Source organism: Nonomuraea rhizosphaerae, from assembly GCF_019396405.1.
Lineage (GTDB): Bacteria > Actinomycetota > Actinomycetes > Streptosporangiales > Streptosporangiaceae > Nonomuraea > Nonomuraea rhizosphaerae.
The window spans coordinates 1-18,528 of record NZ_JAHKRL010000359.1 but is presented as its reverse complement, the minus strand read 5'-3'; the positions used below and the strand labels follow the sequence as shown (position 1 = coordinate 18,528).

Here is an 18,528-nt window from a genome sequence, read left to right as displayed (position 1 = left end):
CCCCCCCTGCCGCCCGCCGCGCCAGACCTCGCGCGCCTCCTCGTCCAGCTCCAGGTCGGCGACCTGGAGGCGGCTGGCCGGCGCGCTCTCCCCCCGGGTGCGCCGCAGCACCGCCCGGATCCTGGCCTGGACCTCCTCCAGGCTGAACGGCTTGGTCACGTAGTCGTCGCCCACGCCCAGCCCGGCGATCTTGTCCTCGGTGGCGTCGCGGGCGGTCAGGAACAGCACCGGCGCGCCGATCCGCTTGGCCACCTCGAACCCGTCGAGGTCCGGCAGCATCACGTCGAGCACGACCAGGTCCGGCGAGGCGCGTTCGGCCACCTCGACGGCCTCGTAGCCGTCGGCGGCGGTCAGCACCTCGAAGCCGGAGAAGCGCAGGCTGGCCGACAGCAGGTCCCTGATGCTGGGTTCGTCGTCCACGACCATGATGAGCGCCTCGGGTCTAGTCACCTACTCAGAGTGACTCAGGAGGCTGAGGAATAGCTGAAGGCTCACTCCAAGGCGAGTGGGAGTTCGACCCGGAACGTGGAGCCCGATCCCGGCGCGCTGTCGAGCACGACCTCGCCCTCGTGCGCCCGTACGAGCGCCTGCACGATGGCCAGGCCCAGGCCGCTGCCCCGGTCGTCGTCCGAGCGGTGCCGCGACCTGGCCGAGTCGGCCCGGTAGAAGCGCTCGAAGACCCTCTCCACCTGCTCGGGGGTGAGGCCGGGGCCCTTGTCGGCGACCTCCAGGAAGACCGTGTCGGCGGAGGCGCCCACCCGGACCGTGACGGGGGTGGCGGGGTCGGTGTGGGTCAGGGCGTTGGTCATGAGGTTGGTGACCACCTGGCGCAGGCGTACCTCGTCGCCGGAGACGATCAGGGCCGCGCCGCCGACCACGTCGAGGTTGATCACCCGGTCGGGCGCCAGGATGCGGGCGTCGTGCACGGCGTCGGCGGCCAGCGCCAGCATGTCGACGGGCCGCATGCGCAGCGGGCGCTGCTGGTCGACGCGGGCCAGCAGCAGCAGGTCGTCCACGAGCAGGCTCATGCGCCCGGCCGCCTTCTCCACGCGCTGCATCAGCTCGGCGGGGTCGGCGTTCGGGTTCTGCCTGGCGTACTCGGCGAAGCCCCTGATCGAGGTGAGCGGCGTGCGCAGCTCGTGCGAGGCGTCGCCGACGAACTCGCGCATCCGGTCCTCGGAGCGCCGGGCCGCCGCCTCGGACTGGGAGCGCGCGGTGAAGGCGGCCTCGATCTGGGCGAGCATGCCGTTGAGCGATCTGCCCAGGCGGCCCACCTCGGTACGCGGGTCGGCCTCGGGCACCCGGCGGCCCAGCTCGCCGCCGGCGATGGCCTCGGCCGTGCGCTCGATCTCGGCCAGCGGCCGCATGCTCCGCCGCACGATCGTGACGCCGACGACGGCGAGGATGAGCAGGATGCCGCCGCCGCCCAGCAGCTCGATGAGGCCGAGCCGCCGGGTGATCTCGGTGACCTCCTCCAGGTCCACGGCGATCATGTAGCCGCCGGCCGGGGTGTCGGTCTGGAGCACCCGCCACTCGCCGCTGCCGCTGACCGCCGTGGTGGAGTAGATGCCCGCGCCCGGCGGGGCGGTCAGCTTCGGCTTGGGCTTGGAGTCGACGTCGCGGTCGCCGAAGTAGATGGGGGTCAGCGAGCCGCCGGGGGGATGGATGAGCACGATCGTGTTGGACTCGATCAGCGTCATGTTGTAGGTGGTCCCCTTGCCGCGCTCCCGCTTCTCCTGGTCGTGCTTGAGCTTGTTGTGCACGCGTACGGCGACGAGCTGGATCTGGCTGTCGACCCGGTTCATCAGGTACCCGTGCAGCACCGAGACGCTCACCACACCGATGAAGGTCAGCCCGAGACCGAGCAGCGCCAGCATCGCGGCGATCAGCTTGATCCGGAGCGGGAGCCCGCGCATCACGGGCCCGGCGGCAGCCGCAGGACGTAGCCGACGCCGCGCAGCGTGTGGATGAGGCGCGGGTTGCGGTTGTCGATCTTGCGCCGGAGCACCGACACGTACGACTCCACGATGCCGACCTCGCCCCTGAAGTCGTAGTCCCAGACGTGGTCGAGGATCTGCGGCTTGGACAGGACCCGCCCGGCGTTGGTCATGAAGTAGCGCAGCAGCTTGAACTCGGTCGGCGACAGCGAGACGGCGTTGCCGCCGCGCCACACCTCGTGGCTCTCCTCGTCCAGCTCGATGTCGGCGAAGGTCAGCCTGGGCGGCGGCGCCGGCACCTCCCCGCTGGTACGGCGGAGCACGGCGTGGATCCTGGCGACGACCTCCTCCAGGCTGAACGGCTTGGTGACGTAGTCGTCGCCGCCGATCGTCAGCCCGCGGATCTTGTCCTCGGTCTCGTCGCGGGCGGTCAGGAACACGACGGGCACGTGCACGCCCCCGCCGCGCAGCCGCCGCACGATCTCGAACCCGTCGAGGTCGGGCAGCATGACGTCGAGGACCACCAGGTCGGGACGGTGCCGCTGGACGGCGGCGACGGCGTCGAGGCCGCTCTTGGCCGTGGACACGTCGAAACCCGCGAACCTCAGGCTCGCGGCGAGGAGTTCGAGGATGTTGGGGTCGTCCTCGACGATCAGCAGTCGCGCTTCCATCACTTCCAAGGATGCCCTCACCTGACGGGTGCTGGGACAATTCCGGCGATGTGCTTGGCGATGGCCAGGCTGGACGTGGCCGCCGGCGAGGGCGCGTTGCGCACCAGCACGACCTTACCGTGCACGTCCACGGCGAAGTCGTCGAGCAGCCCGCCGTCCCTCGCCACCGCCTGGGCGCGGACGCCGCCCTCGGCCCGCCGCAGGTCGGAGGCGGTCAGCTCGGGCACGTAGCGCCGGGTGGCCCTGACGTAGGCGCTCTTGACCAGCGAGCCGTGGATTTCCCTGAGCCCGGTGCGCCAGTGCCGGCGGGCCATGCGCAGCGTTCCGGGCCAGGTAAGAATTTGCCAGGAATTTCGGATGTTCCATCGGGTGTAGCCCTCGTAGGCGAGGCCGAGCACCGCGTTCGGCCCGACCAGCACCTCGCCGTCGACCTGCTTGGTCAGGTGGACGCCGAGGAACGGGTAGCGCGGGTCGGGCACGGGGTAGATCAGGCCGCGCACGAGGTCCTTGGCCGCTCCGTCGAGCGCGTAGAACTCACCCCGGAACGGCACGATCCGCACCTCGCCCGGCGAGCCGGCCATCCTGGCCACCGCGTCGGAGCCGAGCCCCGCGCAGACCACCAGCCGGTCGAAGACGAGCCTGCGCCTGGCGGCCAGCACCTCGACGCCCCTGGCGCTCTCCCTGATCGCCCGGACCGGGTGCGCGAGGCGTACGGAGCCGCCCAGCTCGGCGACGTCCAGCGCGAGCCTGCGGGCGACCTCGCCGAAGTCGGTGATCGCGGTGTGCGGCGAGTGGACGGCGCCGACGCCGACCGCGTGCGGCTCGATCTCGCGCAGCGCGAGGGCGTCGAGCTCGGTGATGCCGGGCACGCCGTTCGCCCTGGCCCGCTCGGCCAGCGCGGCCAGTCTCGGCCGCTCGGCCTGGGTGGAGGCCACGACCAGCTTGCCGACCTCGTCGTACGGCAGCCCGTGGTGCGCGCAGTAGTCCTTGAGCAGGGCGACGCCCTCGCGGCAGAGCCTGGCCTTCAGCGAGCCCGGCGGGTAGTAGATGCCCGCGTGCACGACCCCGCTGTTGTGGCTGGTCTGGTGCGCGCCGACGCGGTTCTCCTTGTCGAGCACGGTCACCTCGGCGCCTCTGGAGGCGGCCAGCTCACGGGCGACCGCCAGGCCGACGATGCCGGCTCCGACGACTCCGATCTTCTCCGTCACCAGGCCAGTTTGCCTACTCTGCGCCGATCCAGGTGGCCTTCGGCGGCCAGCCAGCGCAATGTATCCGAAACGGTGTCTTCGACCGGTCGCAGCGTGAGGCCGAGTTCTTTCAGCGCGGGCGCGTCGTCGGTGGGGACCATGGTGAGCATGATGTCGGCGGCGTCGCGGGTGAGCGGGTAGTCGATGGGCGCCACCCGTTTGACCGCGTCGAGGGCGGCGGCCATGCCGCGCAGCATGCCGCCCGGCATCCGGTACGTTCGGACATGTCGCCCGGTCACCCGGGCGCAGATGCCCGCCAGCTCCGCCCACTCCGTGAACTGTCCGCCGAGCAGGTAGCGCCGCCCGCCCCGTCCCGGCGTGAAGCACCGCGCCAGTCCGGCGGCCAGGTCGCGCACGTCCAGCACGCACACCCCGCCCGGCACCAGCGGCCAGCCGAGCCGCAGCCCGGCCCGCAGCCCCTCGTTGAGCGCGTCGAGCGTCGGCTGCCCCGGCCCGGCGATCCCGCCCGGGTAGACGATGGTCACGCCGCCCAGCTGCCTGGCGTAGCGTTCCCCCTCGACCTTGGACCTGCCGTACGCGTTGCGCGGCCGGGCCAGCGGGCCGTCCGCGGTGATCACCGGTCCGGGCGGCGGCACGAACACGCCGATCGTCGAGACGTGCACGATCGGGTCCAGCTCCAGCTCGGCGGCCTGGCCGAGCACGTTGCGCAGCCCGGCGACGTTCGTGCCGCCCAGGTCGGCCCCGTGCCCGGTGATGCCCATGTCGGCGGCGGCGTGCAGCACGGCGTCGCACCCGTCGAGGGCCCGCCGTACGGTCCCCGCGTCGCGGATGTCCCCTTGGCGCAACTCGTGCCCGTCCCCCAGCACCCGCCGCGCCTTGTCCAGATTTCTCACCAGAAGACGGGACTCGTGGCCAGCGGCGGCCAGGGCCGTCACCGCGTGCGAGCCGACGAACCCCGACGCACCGGTAACCAGGACGCGCATATGTAGCAAGCTAGCGCTCACTTGGTTATCCCGCCACTGATGAGCCTATCGAACGTGAGTACGATAGGCTCATGTACGTCCCGCCGGAGTGGCCCGCGGAGGTCCGCCCGCCCAGCGTCCCCGACTGGGAGACCTCAGCCGTGGCCTGGCTGCTCGACGCGGTCCCGCCCGACTACCGCGCCTACGAGGTCCTGCGCCGCCACCCGATCGCGCTTGCGCGGATGGCCGGCCACCACGTCAACTCGGCGATCGAGGCCGCGCGCACCGGCTACCGGCGCGCGGCGGTCGACCTCAAGAGCCACCTGCCGCCGCACGCGATCGAGGCGGTGCTCGACGCCTACCGGGAGGAGGGGCCGCGCCTGGTGCGGCTGGCCCGGTCGATCGAGGTCGTGGAGAGGGCGCTGCGGGGCGACATCTTCACCGCGACCATGCGACATCCCTGAACGCCCCCGGCGGGCCTGCCCTGGCGCGCGCGGCGGACCCGTCCCCGGCGCGTACGACGGGGACGGTCCTCAGCGCGTACGGGCAGACCGGTCCTCAGCGCGTACGGCGGGCCAGGAAGACGATGACGGCCGTCGCGCCCACGGCGGCGGCCAGCCAGATGAGCACGTCGCGGACGGTCAGCCCCGACGGCTCCTGCTCCCTGGCCGCCAGCGGCTCCCTCGACGGCGACGGGCTGCTCGCGGGCGAGGCGGAGGGAGCGGCCGTGGGCACGTCCGCCGGGAGCGGGACCCGGTAGACGGGGCTGCGGACGCCTTCGGAGCCGGTCAGCAGGCCCGTGCCGTCCCGCGTGTACGCGATCGACTCGGCCTGCGCCAGCTCGGGCATCGGCACCCTGGCGACCGTCCTGCCGGAGGGCCGGTAGACGGTGGCGGAGAAGTAGGTGCGGATCACGTACGACTGCCCGTCGGGCGCGAACGCCGCGTCCGTGGCCATGACCGGCGCCGCGCCGACCTTGCGCAGCACGTTGACCCGGTCGGTCCGCAGCTTCTTCGGCGCCTGGTAGATCGAGCCGGAGAACTCCTTGGACACCACGAACAGCCGCCCGGTCAGCGGGTTGACCATGATGCCCTCGGCGTTCCTGGCGCCGTCCTCGTACCGGAAGCGGTAGCGGACGGCCGGGAGCGTGGCGTCGCGCAGCGTGGCAGGCTCCATCACCTTGTAGATGGAGATGTCCGGCCAGGCGCCGTTCAGGTTGTCGCCGATGTCGGCGAACCACAGGACGCCGCGCCCGGAGGCGTCCTTGCTGGCCGCCATCGCCTCCCAGTCGCGAGCCTGCGCGCCCCGCATCTGGTACGTCGCCCGCGTCCGGCCGTCGGAGCCGACCGCGTAGAACGTCGGCGCGGCCGAGCTGTCGTTGTGCGTGTAGTAGACGCCGTCGCGGGTCGGCGACGCGGCCAGGCCGCTCGACTCGGTGATCCGCGGGTCCCTGAACGTGAACAGCTTCTCCTCGCCGTCGTCGTCCATGACCGCCGAACCCGCCAAAGCCGGACCTGCCGGTACGAGTGCGGCGAAAAGCACGAGCACCCCCGCGACCGTCCTCCTCACGACATCCCCCACGCCGCCATCATGCCCCAACCGGCGCCGTCCCGGCCTTCGCGCTGTGCCGGCGGAACCCCGCGCCCTGGAGGACGACCAGCACCCCGTTGGTCGCGGCCATGAGCCACCACAGGCCGGCCAGCCCCCAGGCGAGGGCCACGGGCGCGGCCAGCGCCGTCATCGCGCCGTAACCGGCGGCGAGCAGCGCCGTGCCCGCCAGCGCGAGCAGGGTCGCGGCCCGGTTGGCGCCGCGCGCGCCCGCCACGCCGGCGGCCCTGGCCACCTCGGGCGCCGCGGCCAGCCCGACGGAGAGCGAGGCCAGCATGAGAAACCCGGTCAGCGTGCTCAGCACCACGTACGCCGACGGCGCGGCGCAGGCAGAAGTTGGAGACGGCCACGCCCACGACCCCGGACGCCAGCCAGGCCACGCCCACCCCGGCCAGCCCGTACGGCGGCACCAGCGCGACCGTGCAGCCGGCCATCACGGCCATGGCCGCCAGGCTCGACCAGAGCACCTGGCGGCTGTGGCCGAGCGCCACGAGCACGGTGTTCGCGCCGCCGCCTGACGCGTGGACCAGCAGGTAGAGGGCCAGCAGCCAGGGCAGCGGCCCCAGCTCGGCGACGACCTCGGCGGGCGTGCCGGCGGCGCGGGCGAGCGCGGGCACGAGCAGCACCGCGAGCGCGCCCGCCGTGCCGACCAGCAGTGTCAGCCAGCGCGCGTCACGCAGGATCGGCACGGCCTCGGCGGGCGTGTCCTTGTACGGCGCGACGAACGGCGCGAGCCCCCGCAGCGCGCCCACGACGGCGGCCGAGGCGGGGTTGAGCACGGCCGACATCACCGCGAACGCGGCCAGGGTGACGGTGGCGTGCCTGCCGAGCACGGAGGTGACCACCAGCGTGCCGAGCGTGGTGGTGACCATGGAGAGGAACAGGGGCACCGCCGCACGCAGGATGCCCGAGAACACGCCGCCGACCCTACTAGCCTGGAGTGCACTCCAGGTACTTAGGGTGGAGTCCATGGATTATGTGAACCTGGGACGCAGTGGCCTCCGGGTCAGTCCACTCTGCCTCGGCACCATGAACTTCGGTCCGCAGACCACGGAGGAAGACTCCTTCGCGATCATGGACAAGGCTCTTGAGCTGGGCATCAACTTCTTCGACACGGCCAACGTGTACGGCTGGAAGCTGGGTGAGGGCATCACCGAGCAGATCGTCGGCCGGTGGTTCGCCCAGGGCGGAGGACGCAGGGAGAAGACGGTCATCGCGACCAAGCTGAACGGCGCGATGAGCGACTGGCCCAACGACTCCAAGCTGTCGGCGCTGAACATCCGCAGGGCCTGCGACGCCTCGCTCAAGCGCCTGCAGACGGACTACATCGACATCTACCAGGCACACCATGTCGACCGGGACACCCCCTTCGAGGAGTTCTGGGAGGCCATGGAGGTCCTGCGCCAGCAGGGCAAGATCATATACGTGGGTTCCTCGAACTTCGCCGGCTGGCACATCGCCAAGGCCCAGGAGACGGCGGACAAGCGCAACTTCACCGGCCTGATCAGCGAGCAGTCCCACTACAACCTGCTCACCCGCACGGTCGAGCTGGAGGTGCTGCCCGCGTGCGAGGACTACGGGCTCGGCGTGATCCCGTGGAGCCCGCTGGCCGGCGGCCTGCTGGGCGGCGTGCTGCGCAAGATCGACAAGGGCCGCTCGGCCGACGACCGCATGGTCAAGCAGCTGGAGAAGCACCGCGACAAGATCGAGGCGTACGAGAAGCTCTGCGACGAGCTGGGCGAGAACCCCGCCGACGTGGCGCTGGCGTGGCTGCTCAAGCAGCGGGCGGTGGTCGCCCCGATCATCGGCCCGCGGACGATGGAGCAGCTCGAAGGCAGCCTGCGGACCCTGGAGATCGACCTCGACGAGCAGACCCTGGCCCGCCTCGACGAGATCTTCCCCGGCCACAGGACGGCTCCCGAGGACTACGCCTGGTAGCCGTGGGCCCAGGTCAGCGGCTCAGGTGAGCAGCGCGCCGACGACGACGATCAGCAGCAGGAGGCCGAGCACGACGGGCAGCAGCCAGGAGCGAGGACGATCCACGCCCTGGAGCCTAGCCCCGCCCGGCGGGTGCCAGGTCCCATTCGGCGAGTGACTCGTACCTCACCTGAGCCCCCAGATGGCTGCGGACGAGATGGACGGCCCCCGCCCGCCACGCCGAGCCGGTGAACCCGGCCAGCGAGTCGACCAGCGGGCGGAGGTCGGTCTCCGTCTTGGCCCTGGCCAGCGTCAGGTGCGGATGGAAGCGCTTCTCGTCGGTCTGCCCGGCGCCCGCGCGCCGGGCGCCGGCCTTGACCGAGTCGGACAGCCGGATCATCGGGTCGCCGGTGACCCCGGCCCAGAACACCCGGGCCCTGCGGGCCGACGAGAACGCCCCGAACCCCTCGAAGGCCAAGTCGAGGGCGGTGTGCCGACGTACGGCGCGGGCCAGGCGCACCTCCAGCTCCGGCACCACGTGCTCGGGCACCTCGCCGAAGAACGCCAGCGTGATGTGCCAGGTGGCGCGGTCCGGCCAGCGCAGCCCCGGCACCTGGCCGACGTGGGGCGCGATGGCCCGTTCGATCTCGTCGAGCACCTCGCCGGGCGGCACCAGGGCCGCGAACAACCTCATGCCAGCCTCATAGGGTGATTCTGTCAGCCGCCGCTCCTGTCAGGCCGCCGTTCCGGTCAGGCCACGGCGAGCACCGGCTGCCGTACGCGGGAGCCGATCAACCTGGTCAGCAGCACCGCCAGCCCGATGCCGACCACGGTGAGCCCGCCGGAGATCATGACGCCCGTACGCACCCCGACCAGGTCGGAGAGCCAGCCGATCAGCGGGGCCCCGAGCGGCGCGCCGCCGGTGAAGACGAGGATGTAGATGCCCATGACGCGGCCGCGCATGGCGGGCGAGGTGGCGAGCTGGACGCTCGCGTTCGCGGCCGTGTTGATGGTGATCATCGCTATGCCGGTGGGGATCAGCAGCACCAGGTACACCGGGTAGAAGGGCGCCAGGCCGCAGGCGATCTGGAACAGCCCGAACCCGAGCGCGCCGGCCATCAGCAGCTTGGGCGACGGACGCGCCCTGCGCGCGGCCAGCAGCGCCCCGCCCAGCGCGCCGACGGCGAACATGCTGGAGGCCAGGCCGAACGACGAGGCCCCCGCCCCGAACACCTGGCGGGCCATGAGCGCGATCGACATCGAGAACGACTGCACGAACAATGACGTGAACGCCACGAGCATGATCGGCATGAGCAGTTCCTGCCGCTGGAGCACGTAACGCAGGCCCTCGCGGAGCTGGCCCTTGGCCCGGGCGACGGGCTCGACCGGGTTCAGCTCCGCCTTGCGCATGAAGACGAGGCTGGAGATCACCCCGACGAACGTGAGCCCGTTGATCAGGAACAGCGGGCCGGTGCCGCCGAGCAGGTAGATCAGCACACCGGCGACGGCCGGGCCGACCACGCGGGCCAGGTTGAAGACGGAGGCGTTCAGCGCGATCGCGTTGGACAGCACGTCACGGCCGACCATCTCGACCACGAAGGACTGCCGGGTCGGCACCTCGACGCAGGCGATCAGGCCGAGCGCGAACGCCATCACGTACACGTGCCAGACCTGGGCGGCGCCCAGCATGGTCAGCGTGCCGATGCTGAGGGCGAGCAGGGCCATCAGGCTCTGCGCGACGATGAGGATCGGGCGCTTGGGGTAGCGGTCGGCCAGCACGCCGCCGAAGAGGCCGAACAGCAGCATCGGCAGGAACTGCAGGGCCGTCGTCAGGCCCAGCGCCGCCGCGCTGCCGTGGGTGAGGTCGAGCACCAGCCAGTCCTGGGCGGTGCGCTGCAGCCAGGTGCCGATGTTGGAGACGGCTCCGCCGGCCACGAACATGCGGTAGTTACGAACCCTGAGTGACCGGAACATCCCGGTCTTGGGTTCTTCGGGCTCTAGATCCTGCTGAGCTTCTCCAGAATCGGCGCCGCCTGCCGCAAGATCGACCGCTCCTCCGGCGTCAGGTCCTTCAGCCGCTGGTTCAGCCACGCCTCCTTGCGGCGTCGCTCCTCCTTCAGCAGCTTCTGGGCGTCCTCGGTCACGGTCACGGTCACCTGTCGCCGGTCTGTCGGATGCGGGGTGCGGGACACCAGGCCGCGTTCCTCTAGGGCGGCGATCACGCGAGTCATCGAGGGCGGCTGTACCTTCTCGAGCTCGGCCAATTCGCCGGGGGTTATCGCGGAATGCCGTTCCACCGCGGCGAGCGTCGCGAACTGTGTGGGAGTCAGCGAGTGGGCCGCCGCCTGTCGTCGAAGTCGCCTGGTCAGCCGCGCCAGCGACACGCGCAGGGCTGATGCCAGGCCTGCGTCGCTGCGCAGGTTGATCTGGTTCTTGGTTAGCATGAGTCATTACCTTTGCTAACTATAGGGCATACCAAGATATTTCCCAACATCGATGGCGTCTCATACCTTGGTACCCGAGGGCCGCCCTTCATGCGAAAGGCGGCCCCACCTGGGCTCAGACGCCGAAAAGAATCTTGATGGGGCCGAGCGCGAAGTACACCACGAACAACGCGGCCACCACCCACATGAGGGGGTGGATCTCCCGCGACTTGCCCTTGACGACCTTGATCAGCACGTACGTGATGAAGCCCGCGCCGATGCCGTTGGAGATGCTGTAGGTGAAGGGCATGAGCACGATCGTGAAGAACGCCGGGATGGAGATCTCGTAGTCGCTGAAGTCGATGTCGCGCACCGAGGTCATCATCAGGAAGCCCACCACGATCAGCGCGGGCGCGGCCGCCTCGTACGGCACGACGGTGACCAGCGGCGCGAAGAAGATCGCCAGCAGGAAGAGCACCCCGGTGACCACGCTGGCCAGACCGGTCCGCGCGCCCTCGCCGACGCCCGCGGCCGACTCGATGTAGGTGGTGTTGGACGACACCGAGCCCGCGCCGCCCGCCGCCGCGCCGATCGAGTCGACGAGCAGGATCTCCTTGGTGCGCGGCAGCGTCCCGTCGTTGTCCACGAGCCCGGCCTGGCGGCCGACGCCCACGATCGTGCCCATCGTGTCGAAGAAGTCGGTGATGAGCAGCGTGAAGACGAACAGGATGGCCAGGATCACCGAGACCTGGGTGAACGCGCCGAACGGGTCGAACTCCGTGAACAGCGCCAGCGGGTTGTGGAAGGCGACGATCTCCTTCGGCAGGGACGGCACGGACGCCCAGCCGGCGGGGTTGTCGGCCGACAACGCCCCCGGCTTGGCGAGCTGCTCGACGATGACGGCGAGCACGGTGGTGCCGACGATGCCGATCAGGATCGCGCCCTTCACCCGGCGCGCGACCAGCACCACCGTGACCAGCAGCCCGATGATGAACACCAGCAGCGGCCACGAGGTCAGCGCGCCCCGGATGCCCATCTCCAGGGGCGGCCCCGCGGCCACGCGCCGCACGAAGCCCGCGTCCACGAAGCCGATCAACGCGATGAACAGCCCGATCCCGACGCTGATCGCGGTCTTCAACTGGGCCGGGATGGCGTTGAAGACCGCCACCCTGAACCCGGTCAGCACCAGGATGGCGATGATGATCCCTTCGAGGAAGACCAGCCCCATGGCCGCCTCCCAGGTCATCACGCTCGCGATGTTGAAGGCCACGAGGGCGTTGATCCCCAGGCCCGCGGCCATGGCGAACGGCACCCGGCCGACCACGCCCATGAGGATCGTCATGATGCCCGCGACGAACGCCGTGCCCGCGGCGATCAGCGGCAGGTTGGGCGCCGAGCCGTCGCCGATGAACTGCTTCTGGACGTCTGCGGCGTTGCCGATGATGATCGGGTTCAGCACGACGATGTAGGCCATCGTGAAGAACGTGGCCAGTCCACCGCGTACCTCACGGGAGACTGTTGAGCCTCGTGCGGAGATTGCGAAGAACCTGTCGATACCGCTACTGGTGTCACTCACGCGCGAAGAGTGACAGTCTGCGTCCATCTGCGAAAAGTGTCGGTGATCGGATCGAGACCTGATTGGAAGCTAGGCTGGATCCGTGAAGCAGGAATGGCGCCCCGACCCCGAGCCGATCGAGACCGACGACACCAAGGCGGTCGGCGTGGGCACGATCGTCTGGGCGATCGCGCTGGTCGTGCTGCTGATCTTCCGCCCGGCCGAGTCATGGTGGATCTGGACGGCCGCGACCGGGGTGGGGTTCGGGCTGTTCGGGCTCTGGTTCGTGCGCAGGCGGGCGGCGCGGAGCTGACATTCGTCATCTGCGGCTGATCCTCGAAGTCACCTGAAACTGCTGTTTTACCCCACTACCTGGGGAAAAGCGGTCTCAGCATGCTTGAAGGCATGACAAAGACCTCCCTGGTTTCCGCCATAACCGTGGTCATAGCGCTCGCCGGATGCGCGAACAGCGGCGCGCGGAGCGCCGCCGACACTCCCGGCTCCACCGGCGCCTCCGCCTCCGCTACCGGGAACGCCACCGCTGAGGGCGGCGCGGTCAAGTGGAGCCCGTGCACCGGCCTGACCGGCCCCGACGGCAAGCCCGCCGCCCCCGATCCCGCGCTCCAGTGCGGCAAGCTCGCGGTCCCGCTCGACTACGCCAAGAAGAACGGCGAGAAGATCGACCTCGCCCTCATCCGCGTCAAGGCCACCGGCCGGCGGCAGGGCTCACTGGTGTTCAACTTCGGCGGCCCCGGCGGCTCGGGGGTCGACACGCTGGCCCTGGCCGCCAAGGCCTTCGCCGGCCTCAACAGCGGGTACGACCTGGTCAGCTTCGACCCGCGGGGCGTGGACCGCAGCGCCCCCGTCAAGTGCGGCGACCTCGACGAGTGGCTGTCCATGGGGCTCGTGGGCCCCGACGTGGCCAAGCTCACCAAGCGCCTCGCCGCCGCCTGCGCCAAGAACTCGGGCAAGTTGCTCCCCCACGTCGGCACCATGAACGCCGCCCGCGACCTCGACCGCATCCGCGTCGCGCTGGGCGACCCCAAGCTGAACTACTTCGGCCTGTCGTACGGGACCCAGCTCGGCGCCGTGTACGCCACCCAGTACCCGAAGAACGTCGGCCGCTTCGTCCTCGACGGCGCCCTCGACCCGACCGTCAGCTTCGCCGACCGCGCGAAGATCCAGGTGGCGGGGTTCAAGCAGGCGTTCGACTCGTTCTCCGCCGACTGCGTCAAGCAGGGATGCGACCTGGGCGCCAGCCCGGCCGCCGTCACCAAGAGCCTGGAGAAGCTGGCGGACCGCCTGGAGGACAAGCCGCTCAAGGTGGGCGACCGTAAGCTCACCAAGGACCTGGCGATCACCGGCGCCATGGCCACCCTGTACGCCAAGCAGACCTGGCCGGTCCTGGAGCAGGCGACCGCCGCCGCGATCAAGGGCGACGGCACCCAGCTCCTGGCCATGGCCGACTCCTACAACGGCCGCAAGCCCGACGGCACGTACTCGACCATGATGGCCAGCTTCCTGGCGATCACCTGCCTCGACAACGCCGAACGGCCCAGCGCCGCCGAGATCCGCAAGGTGGAGCGCCAGACCGCCAAGATCTTCCCGCTCATGGCCTCCGGCGGGGCCGGCTCCCTGTGCGCGCACTGGCCGGTGAAGGGCAGCGACGCCGCCAAGAAGATCGACGCCACCGGCTCCGCCCCGATCCTCGTCGTCGGCGGCAAGGGCGACCCCGCCACCCCGTACCAGTGGGCGCCCAAGCTCGCCGCCCAGCTCAAGACCGGTGTCCTGGTCACGTACGAGGGTGAGGGCCACGGGGCGTACCTGAGCGGCAGCACCTGCGTCACCCGCCTGGTGGACGCGTACTTCCTCAGCGGCGAGAACCCCGGCACGAACGCCACCTGCCCGGCGGCGTGACCCCGTGCCCCGGGTGCGGCCCTTCCGAGGGCCGCACCTCGCGCGCGGGTCAGGACAGGTCGGCCTCCGCCAGCAGCAGCGGCACGGCGGTGGGGTCACGCAGGAGGGCGGCCACCGCGAGGCGGTCGTTCCACTGCCCGGTCGCCCAGGCCAGCCCGCGCGCCAGCCCGTCGACGCCGGTGCAGTGCACCGTGCCGTCGAAGAAGCGCCACGTGCAGGCCAGGCCGTCCACCAGCAGCTTCTCGTGCTCGACGTAGGTCTCGGGGGCCGTCGGGAGCAGGGAGCGCACCTCGGGCGGCACCGGCCGGGACTCGCCCTCGGAGCTGACCTCACCCGCGGCCAGCTCACCGGCCAGGGGAAGGTCGAGCAGCTCGGAAAGCTGCTCGGCCAGGTCGTACGGGGCCAGCACCAGGGGCCGGTCGGTGACCAGTTGCAGCAGGTCGGGGGCCTCGACCACCACGGCGTCGTCGGCCGCGGCCACCACGATCCGGCCGCCGAGCACGGCGCGCACCCGCGACGGCGGCGCCACCCGGGTGGGCTCCACCGCCGCCAGCGCGACCCACAGGGCGCGCAGCTGGGCCCGGTCCACCTCGACGGACCCGTCGGCCATCAGGTCGAGCAGCTCCTCCGGGCCGCCGTGGCCGGCCAGCAGGTCGGTGAGCGTGGTGCGCACGCCGAGCATGCCCAGCGCCACGGCGTCCAGGCCGGCGGGCGCGTCGGCGTACAGGCCCTGGAGCAGCGGGTCGGCGCCGGGCAGCCGCAGCTCGCGCGGCCGTCTGCCGTCCAGCACCGGGTGGTTGGCCAGCCACCACGCCGTGTACGACGGCACCTCGACGCCCTCGACCCGCAGCGGGTGCAGCGCCCCGCGCAGCGGCGGCCGGGTGAGCAGCGCCAGCGCGGCCGGCCAGTCGGCGACCAGCTCCAGGTCGCGCACCGCCGCGAACTCGGGCACCACCGGCGGCACGTCCAGCTCGGGCAGCAGGTCGAGCACGTGGTCGAGCCACTCCTCCTCGCCGTCGAGGTCGTGGTCGCAGTCGTCGGGGTCGAGCAGCACGTCGGAGTCGCGTTCGACGGCGAACCCGTCGAGCACGCCCGCCGCCTCCAGGACCCGTGAGCCGTAGGTCTGCTCCAGCTCGGGCGCGGCCACGCCGAGGTGCGTGCCGGACTCCAGCAGCCCGGCCAGCGCGCCGTCGGCCAGCATCAGCTCGCCGGCCGGGTACAGCTCGCCGTCGGTGCCGCGCAGCGCCAGCTCGGCCAGCCACGGCGCCTCGCCGGGCACGAGGCCGGCGGCCTCGACCAGCGACAACACCGCCTGGGCGACGGGCTCGGGGTCGGGGCTGTCGAGCGACTGGGAGACGGCGGCCTTGGTCAGCGGATCTTCAAGGATGGTGCGCGGCGTCGCCTCGGCCGCGCCGAGCCGCAGCAGCGCCGGGTGCGCCGCCTCGGGGTGCACGATCCGCAGCCCGAGCGGCGTCAGGTCGAGGCCGCGCCCGGCGTCGAGGATGAGCGTGCCGCGCGGCCCCCGCACGAGGCGGCCGTCGCTCAGCGGCACCGGCAGCGCCCCCAGCGACTCGGGGTCGTCGGCGGGCAGCACCTCGTAGAGGGAGCGCCACCACGACGGCTCCAGCCCCTCGACCGCCTCGCCGGACAGCAGGTCGACGACCTCGGCCAGCTCGACCCTGCGCACGCCGAGCGCGCCCATCGCCGGATGCCTGGCCGGCCACCCCGCGGGCAGCAGCCCGGGAACGAACGCGGCGACGGTGGCCAGCAGCTCGCCGGACCCGGCGACCACGGCCGCCTCCCGGCCGGTGACCACCCAGCCGTCCTCGTGCGGCTCCCTGGCCGGGTGCTCCACCCGCCACTCGGCGTCCGGCTCGTAGACCTCGGCGTCGGCGAACGACGGCGTCTGCACGGCCGGGGCGGGCGCGGACAGCGCCGGCAGCAGCGGGGTGCCGGGCAGGCGGCGCAGGATGGCCTGCCGGATCCGCGCGTCGAGCTCGCCCTTGCCCATCAGCGCGGGCACCAGGTCGAGCAGCTTGGGCGTGCGCGGCAGCTCCCGCAGCAGCTTCACGTACGCGTCGGCGGCCCGCTCCACCAGGAAGTCGGTCAGCGGCCCCTTGGCCACGTGACGCCGGTCGGTGGCCATCGGGAACGAGGCGATGAGCAGCGCGGGCAGGTCGAGCGGCTCGTCGCTGGGCGTCGGCGCGTGCACCACCGGCGGCACCTCGGCCGGCAGTGGCCTGGGCTCCCCGCCTTCTCCCGCCGAAGCCCCCACCGTGGCCTCCGCTGAGGCTCCCACCGGGACGGCCCAGCGCAGCGACCAGAAGGGGCGGGCCCGCTCCTCGGTCGGCCGGTCGGCGAACAGCGCCGCCACCTGCTCGGGCGCGAACTCCCCCGACTCCGACACCACGTGCCAGCCCTCGGCCGCCACCCGGCGCACCTCACCGCCGAGGTCGATCTCGATGGTGGTCAGCGCGGGCATGCCCAGCAGCAGCGCGGGACTGGTCTCGGCCAGCATCCGGCGCACCGCCGCGACCGACGGCGCGTCACGCAGCGGCAGCCGGACGAGCGTGTCGAAGCCCTCCGGGACGTCGAGCGGACCGGACTCGAACGGCAGCCGCAGCAGCGGCACGTGCCCGCCACGGGCGCCCAGCTCACCGGCCAGGGCGGGCACCGCGGCCACTGCGGCGGCCGTCTCCTCGCGCGACCAGCGGACCGCGCCCGCCTCCCGCGAGCCGACCTCCGGGGCGTCGCACACCGACACGACCGCGGCGAAACCCACGCCGAACCGACCGGCGGCGCCAGCCTCACCGCGCTTGCCGGAGACGCGCAACGTGGACAGGCCCTCGACGCCCGTCGCGTCCAGCGGCGCGCCCGTGTTGGCGGCGCTCAGCACGTCGTCGCGCAACGTCAGCCGCAGCACCCCCGGCACGCCGGCGCGCAGCGCCGCGTCGGCGGCGTTCTGGGCCAGCTCCACGATCAGGCGGTCGCGGTAGCCGCCGAGCGCGAAGTCCTCCTCGGCGTTGGCGTCCTCGCGGAACCTCGCGGGCGAGGCCGTCCACGCGGCGAGCACGGCGGCCCGCATCCGTTCGGTGCCAAAGGTGTCGGTCATCGATCACGATCCTGGTCGCAGGTGGGGCGGAAGTCCCGCCGGTGTGGGGGCCACCGTAGGCTAGCGGTCCCCACCGACACTCGCGGCCACGCCGCGAATCACGAGTGGCCGAGCTCCTCGGTGGCCGACTCGTCCACCGAGCCCGCCTCCTCCTCGATCAGGTCGAACCCCAGGTCGTCCAGGATGGGCATGGCCTGCTCGACGGGCGGCGGCATGACCGCGGCCTCCGAGTGCGCGCCGCAGCCGTGGTCGGCGGTGACCACCTTGCCGTCGTCGGGCGCGTACTCATTGGCGCACACTCCGAACTCCTGCCGGAGCCCACCCGCGAGCAGCCAGTAGAACCCGCAGGTGGAACACTGCGCGGGAGCGGCGTGTGCGATCGGAGTGTGCGGCCCGTGCTCGCCCGAGTGCCAGCGTCTGGCAGCTCGGTCCTTGCCGATGGCCGAGAGCACACGTGCCCGGCCCAGGCCGTACTCGAAAATCATCTGGTGGTCTGAGTCGTCGCCGGCCTCGGTGAAACCGGGCGCGAGCCGGTCGTCGTCGTCCGGCGTCGGCAGCAGGTCGCCGACGCCCAGATCACCCGGTCGCAGCCGCTCGCTCCACGGCAGCCACTCCGGGGCCAGCATGGCGCCCGTGCCGGGCAGCAGCACGGCCTCGCTGACGGTGACGTTCTTGGCGCGGGAGGCGCGGGTGACGGTGACGGCCCAGCGCCAGCCCCGGTAGGCCCGGTCCTGGCAGGCGAAGTAGTGGGTGACGATACGGTCGCCCTCGGCCTCGTACCCGAGGTGCTCGCCCGGCTCGCCCGGCCGCGCGAGCTCCTCCGCGGCGGCGCGCGCCACATCCACCGCCGCGACACATGCCTGGTCGGGCGGGGAGACACGGGTCCGGGTGCGGGTCATCGGACCACCTGCGCCGGAAGGTGCTGTTCGCTCACACTTCATTGTCTCCCATGGGCGGACCTCAAGGTGCCCACACTGCCCATCCCGGACCGATCGGCCTCGTACCGGGGGCACTCGGGCCTCTGTCGGGGGGCCACCGGGCAGGTGTCGGTCCGTACTCGGGCGATCCGCCGTCGATGCCGCGGGCGGATCGGGTAAGACTGGTAACCGTGGACGGAGGCGACGGAGGCTGGGACACAGCTCGCGAGATCTCCCGCCGCGTGGGCCGGGGGGTCGCCGGCGCGGGCCGGGCGACCGCGCGCGCCGGCCGGGCCGGGGT

Annotated in this window: 17 protein-coding genes; 4 read left to right on the top strand and 13 right to left on the bottom strand. The window is 71.9% G+C overall.

The window, feature by feature from the left end; genetic code table 11:
* The 5 genes from KME77_RS18070 to KME77_RS18050 all read right to left on the bottom strand — a co-directional run.
* On the bottom strand, nucleotides 1-426 hold a 426-nt coding region (locus KME77_RS18070; protein WP_246610054.1), incomplete at its 3' end, for a response regulator.
* A gap of 65 nt (nucleotides 427-491) precedes the next feature.
* On the bottom strand, nucleotides 492-1,916 hold the full coding sequence (locus KME77_RS18065) for a sensor histidine kinase (protein ID WP_219468912.1): 1,425 nt from the start codon (nucleotides 1,914-1,916) through the stop codon (nucleotides 492-494).
* A complete protein-coding gene (locus KME77_RS18060; protein WP_219468903.1) occupies nucleotides 1,916-2,608 on the bottom strand; it encodes a response regulator transcription factor in 693 nt (230 codons plus the stop codon). The genes KME77_RS18065 and KME77_RS18060 overlap by 1 nt, the downstream gene beginning before the upstream one ends.
* A gap of 17 nt (nucleotides 2,609-2,625) precedes the next feature.
* Complete coding sequence (gene lhgD, locus KME77_RS18055) at nucleotides 2,626-3,819, bottom strand: L-2-hydroxyglutarate dehydrogenase (protein WP_219468909.1); 1,194 nt, start codon at nucleotides 3,817-3,819, stop codon at nucleotides 2,626-2,628.
* On the bottom strand, nucleotides 3,813-4,799 hold the full coding sequence (locus tag KME77_RS18050) for an NAD-dependent epimerase/dehydratase family protein (RefSeq protein WP_219468899.1): 987 nt from the start codon (nucleotides 4,797-4,799) through the stop codon (nucleotides 3,813-3,815). Before KME77_RS18050 ends, lhgD begins: the two co-directional genes overlap by 7 nt.
* Nucleotides 4,800-4,870: 71 nt before the next feature.
* Here KME77_RS18050 and KME77_RS18045 point away from each other — a divergent pair, with 71 nt between their 5' ends.
* Nucleotides 4,871-5,242: a hypothetical protein gene (locus tag KME77_RS18045; protein WP_219468897.1), complete on the top strand. Its 372-nt coding sequence runs from the start codon at nucleotides 4,871-4,873 to the stop codon at nucleotides 5,240-5,242.
* Between the two features lie 94 nt (nucleotides 5,243-5,336).
* On the opposite strand, the gene KME77_RS18040 is transcribed toward KME77_RS18045, so the two are convergent.
* Together KME77_RS18040 and KME77_RS18035 are read right to left on the bottom strand one after the other, a co-directional pair.
* Nucleotides 5,337-6,359, bottom strand: coding sequence for a hypothetical protein (locus tag KME77_RS18040; protein WP_308250749.1), 1,023 nt, complete (start codon nucleotides 6,357-6,359; stop codon nucleotides 5,337-5,339).
* A complete protein-coding gene (locus tag KME77_RS18035; protein ID WP_219468894.1) occupies nucleotides 6,344-7,303 on the bottom strand; it encodes a polysaccharide biosynthesis C-terminal domain-containing protein in 960 nt (319 codons plus the stop codon). The genes KME77_RS18040 and KME77_RS18035 overlap by 16 nt, the downstream gene beginning before the upstream one ends.
* 52 nt (nucleotides 7,304-7,355) lie before the next feature.
* Here KME77_RS18035 and KME77_RS18030 point away from each other — a divergent pair, with 52 nt between their 5' ends.
* Nucleotides 7,356-8,324: an aldo/keto reductase gene (locus KME77_RS18030; RefSeq protein ID WP_219468892.1), complete on the top strand. Its 969-nt coding sequence runs from the start codon at nucleotides 7,356-7,358 to the stop codon at nucleotides 8,322-8,324.
* A gap of 115 nt (nucleotides 8,325-8,439) precedes the next feature.
* Here the strand turns inward: KME77_RS18030 and thpR are convergent, their stop codons facing one another.
* From thpR to KME77_RS18010, 4 genes are all read right to left on the bottom strand, one after another.
* Entirely contained in the window at nucleotides 8,440-8,997 is a 558-nt protein-coding gene (thpR, locus tag KME77_RS18025) for an RNA 2',3'-cyclic phosphodiesterase (protein ID WP_219468889.1), read from the bottom strand.
* A 56-nt stretch (nucleotides 8,998-9,053) separates the two neighbouring features.
* The gene (locus KME77_RS18020; protein ID WP_219468886.1) at nucleotides 9,054-10,277 is read right to left on the bottom strand and encodes an MFS transporter; all 1,224 of its coding nucleotides are present in this window, start codon (nucleotides 10,275-10,277) and stop codon (nucleotides 9,054-9,056) included.
* 23 nt (nucleotides 10,278-10,300) lie between these two features.
* Nucleotides 10,301-10,747 (bottom strand): MarR family winged helix-turn-helix transcriptional regulator, encoded by a 447-nt coding sequence (locus KME77_RS18015; protein WP_219468883.1) that lies wholly within the window; start codon nucleotides 10,745-10,747, stop codon nucleotides 10,301-10,303.
* Between the two features lie 115 nt (nucleotides 10,748-10,862).
* On the bottom strand, nucleotides 10,863-12,329 hold the full coding sequence (locus tag KME77_RS18010; protein WP_219468881.1) for an NCS2 family permease: 1,467 nt from the start codon (nucleotides 12,327-12,329) through the stop codon (nucleotides 10,863-10,865).
* Nucleotides 12,330-12,384: 55 nt separating this feature from the next.
* Between KME77_RS18010 and KME77_RS29380 the strand changes: the two genes are divergently transcribed.
* Together KME77_RS29380 and KME77_RS18000 are read left to right on the top strand one after the other, a co-directional pair.
* Nucleotides 12,385-12,594 (top strand): DUF2530 domain-containing protein, encoded by a 210-nt coding sequence (locus KME77_RS29380; RefSeq protein WP_219468879.1) that lies wholly within the window; start codon nucleotides 12,385-12,387, stop codon nucleotides 12,592-12,594.
* Between the two features lie 92 nt (nucleotides 12,595-12,686).
* Complete coding sequence (locus tag KME77_RS18000) at nucleotides 12,687-14,198, top strand: alpha/beta hydrolase (RefSeq protein ID WP_219468877.1); 1,512 nt, start codon at nucleotides 12,687-12,689, stop codon at nucleotides 14,196-14,198.
* A 49-nt stretch (nucleotides 14,199-14,247) separates the two neighbouring features.
* On the opposite strand, the gene KME77_RS17995 is transcribed toward KME77_RS18000, so the two are convergent.
* Both KME77_RS17995 and KME77_RS17990 read right to left on the bottom strand, forming a co-directional pair.
* Nucleotides 14,248-17,310: a sacsin N-terminal ATP-binding-like domain-containing protein gene (locus KME77_RS17995; RefSeq protein WP_219468875.1), complete on the bottom strand. Its 3,063-nt coding sequence runs from the start codon at nucleotides 17,308-17,310 to the stop codon at nucleotides 14,248-14,250.
* Between the two features lie 98 nt (nucleotides 17,311-17,408).
* The gene (locus KME77_RS17990) at nucleotides 17,409-18,209 is read right to left on the bottom strand and encodes a DUF3027 domain-containing protein (RefSeq protein ID WP_219468872.1); all 801 of its coding nucleotides are present in this window, start codon (nucleotides 18,207-18,209) and stop codon (nucleotides 17,409-17,411) included.
* Nucleotides 18,210-18,528: the final 319 nt, after the last annotated feature.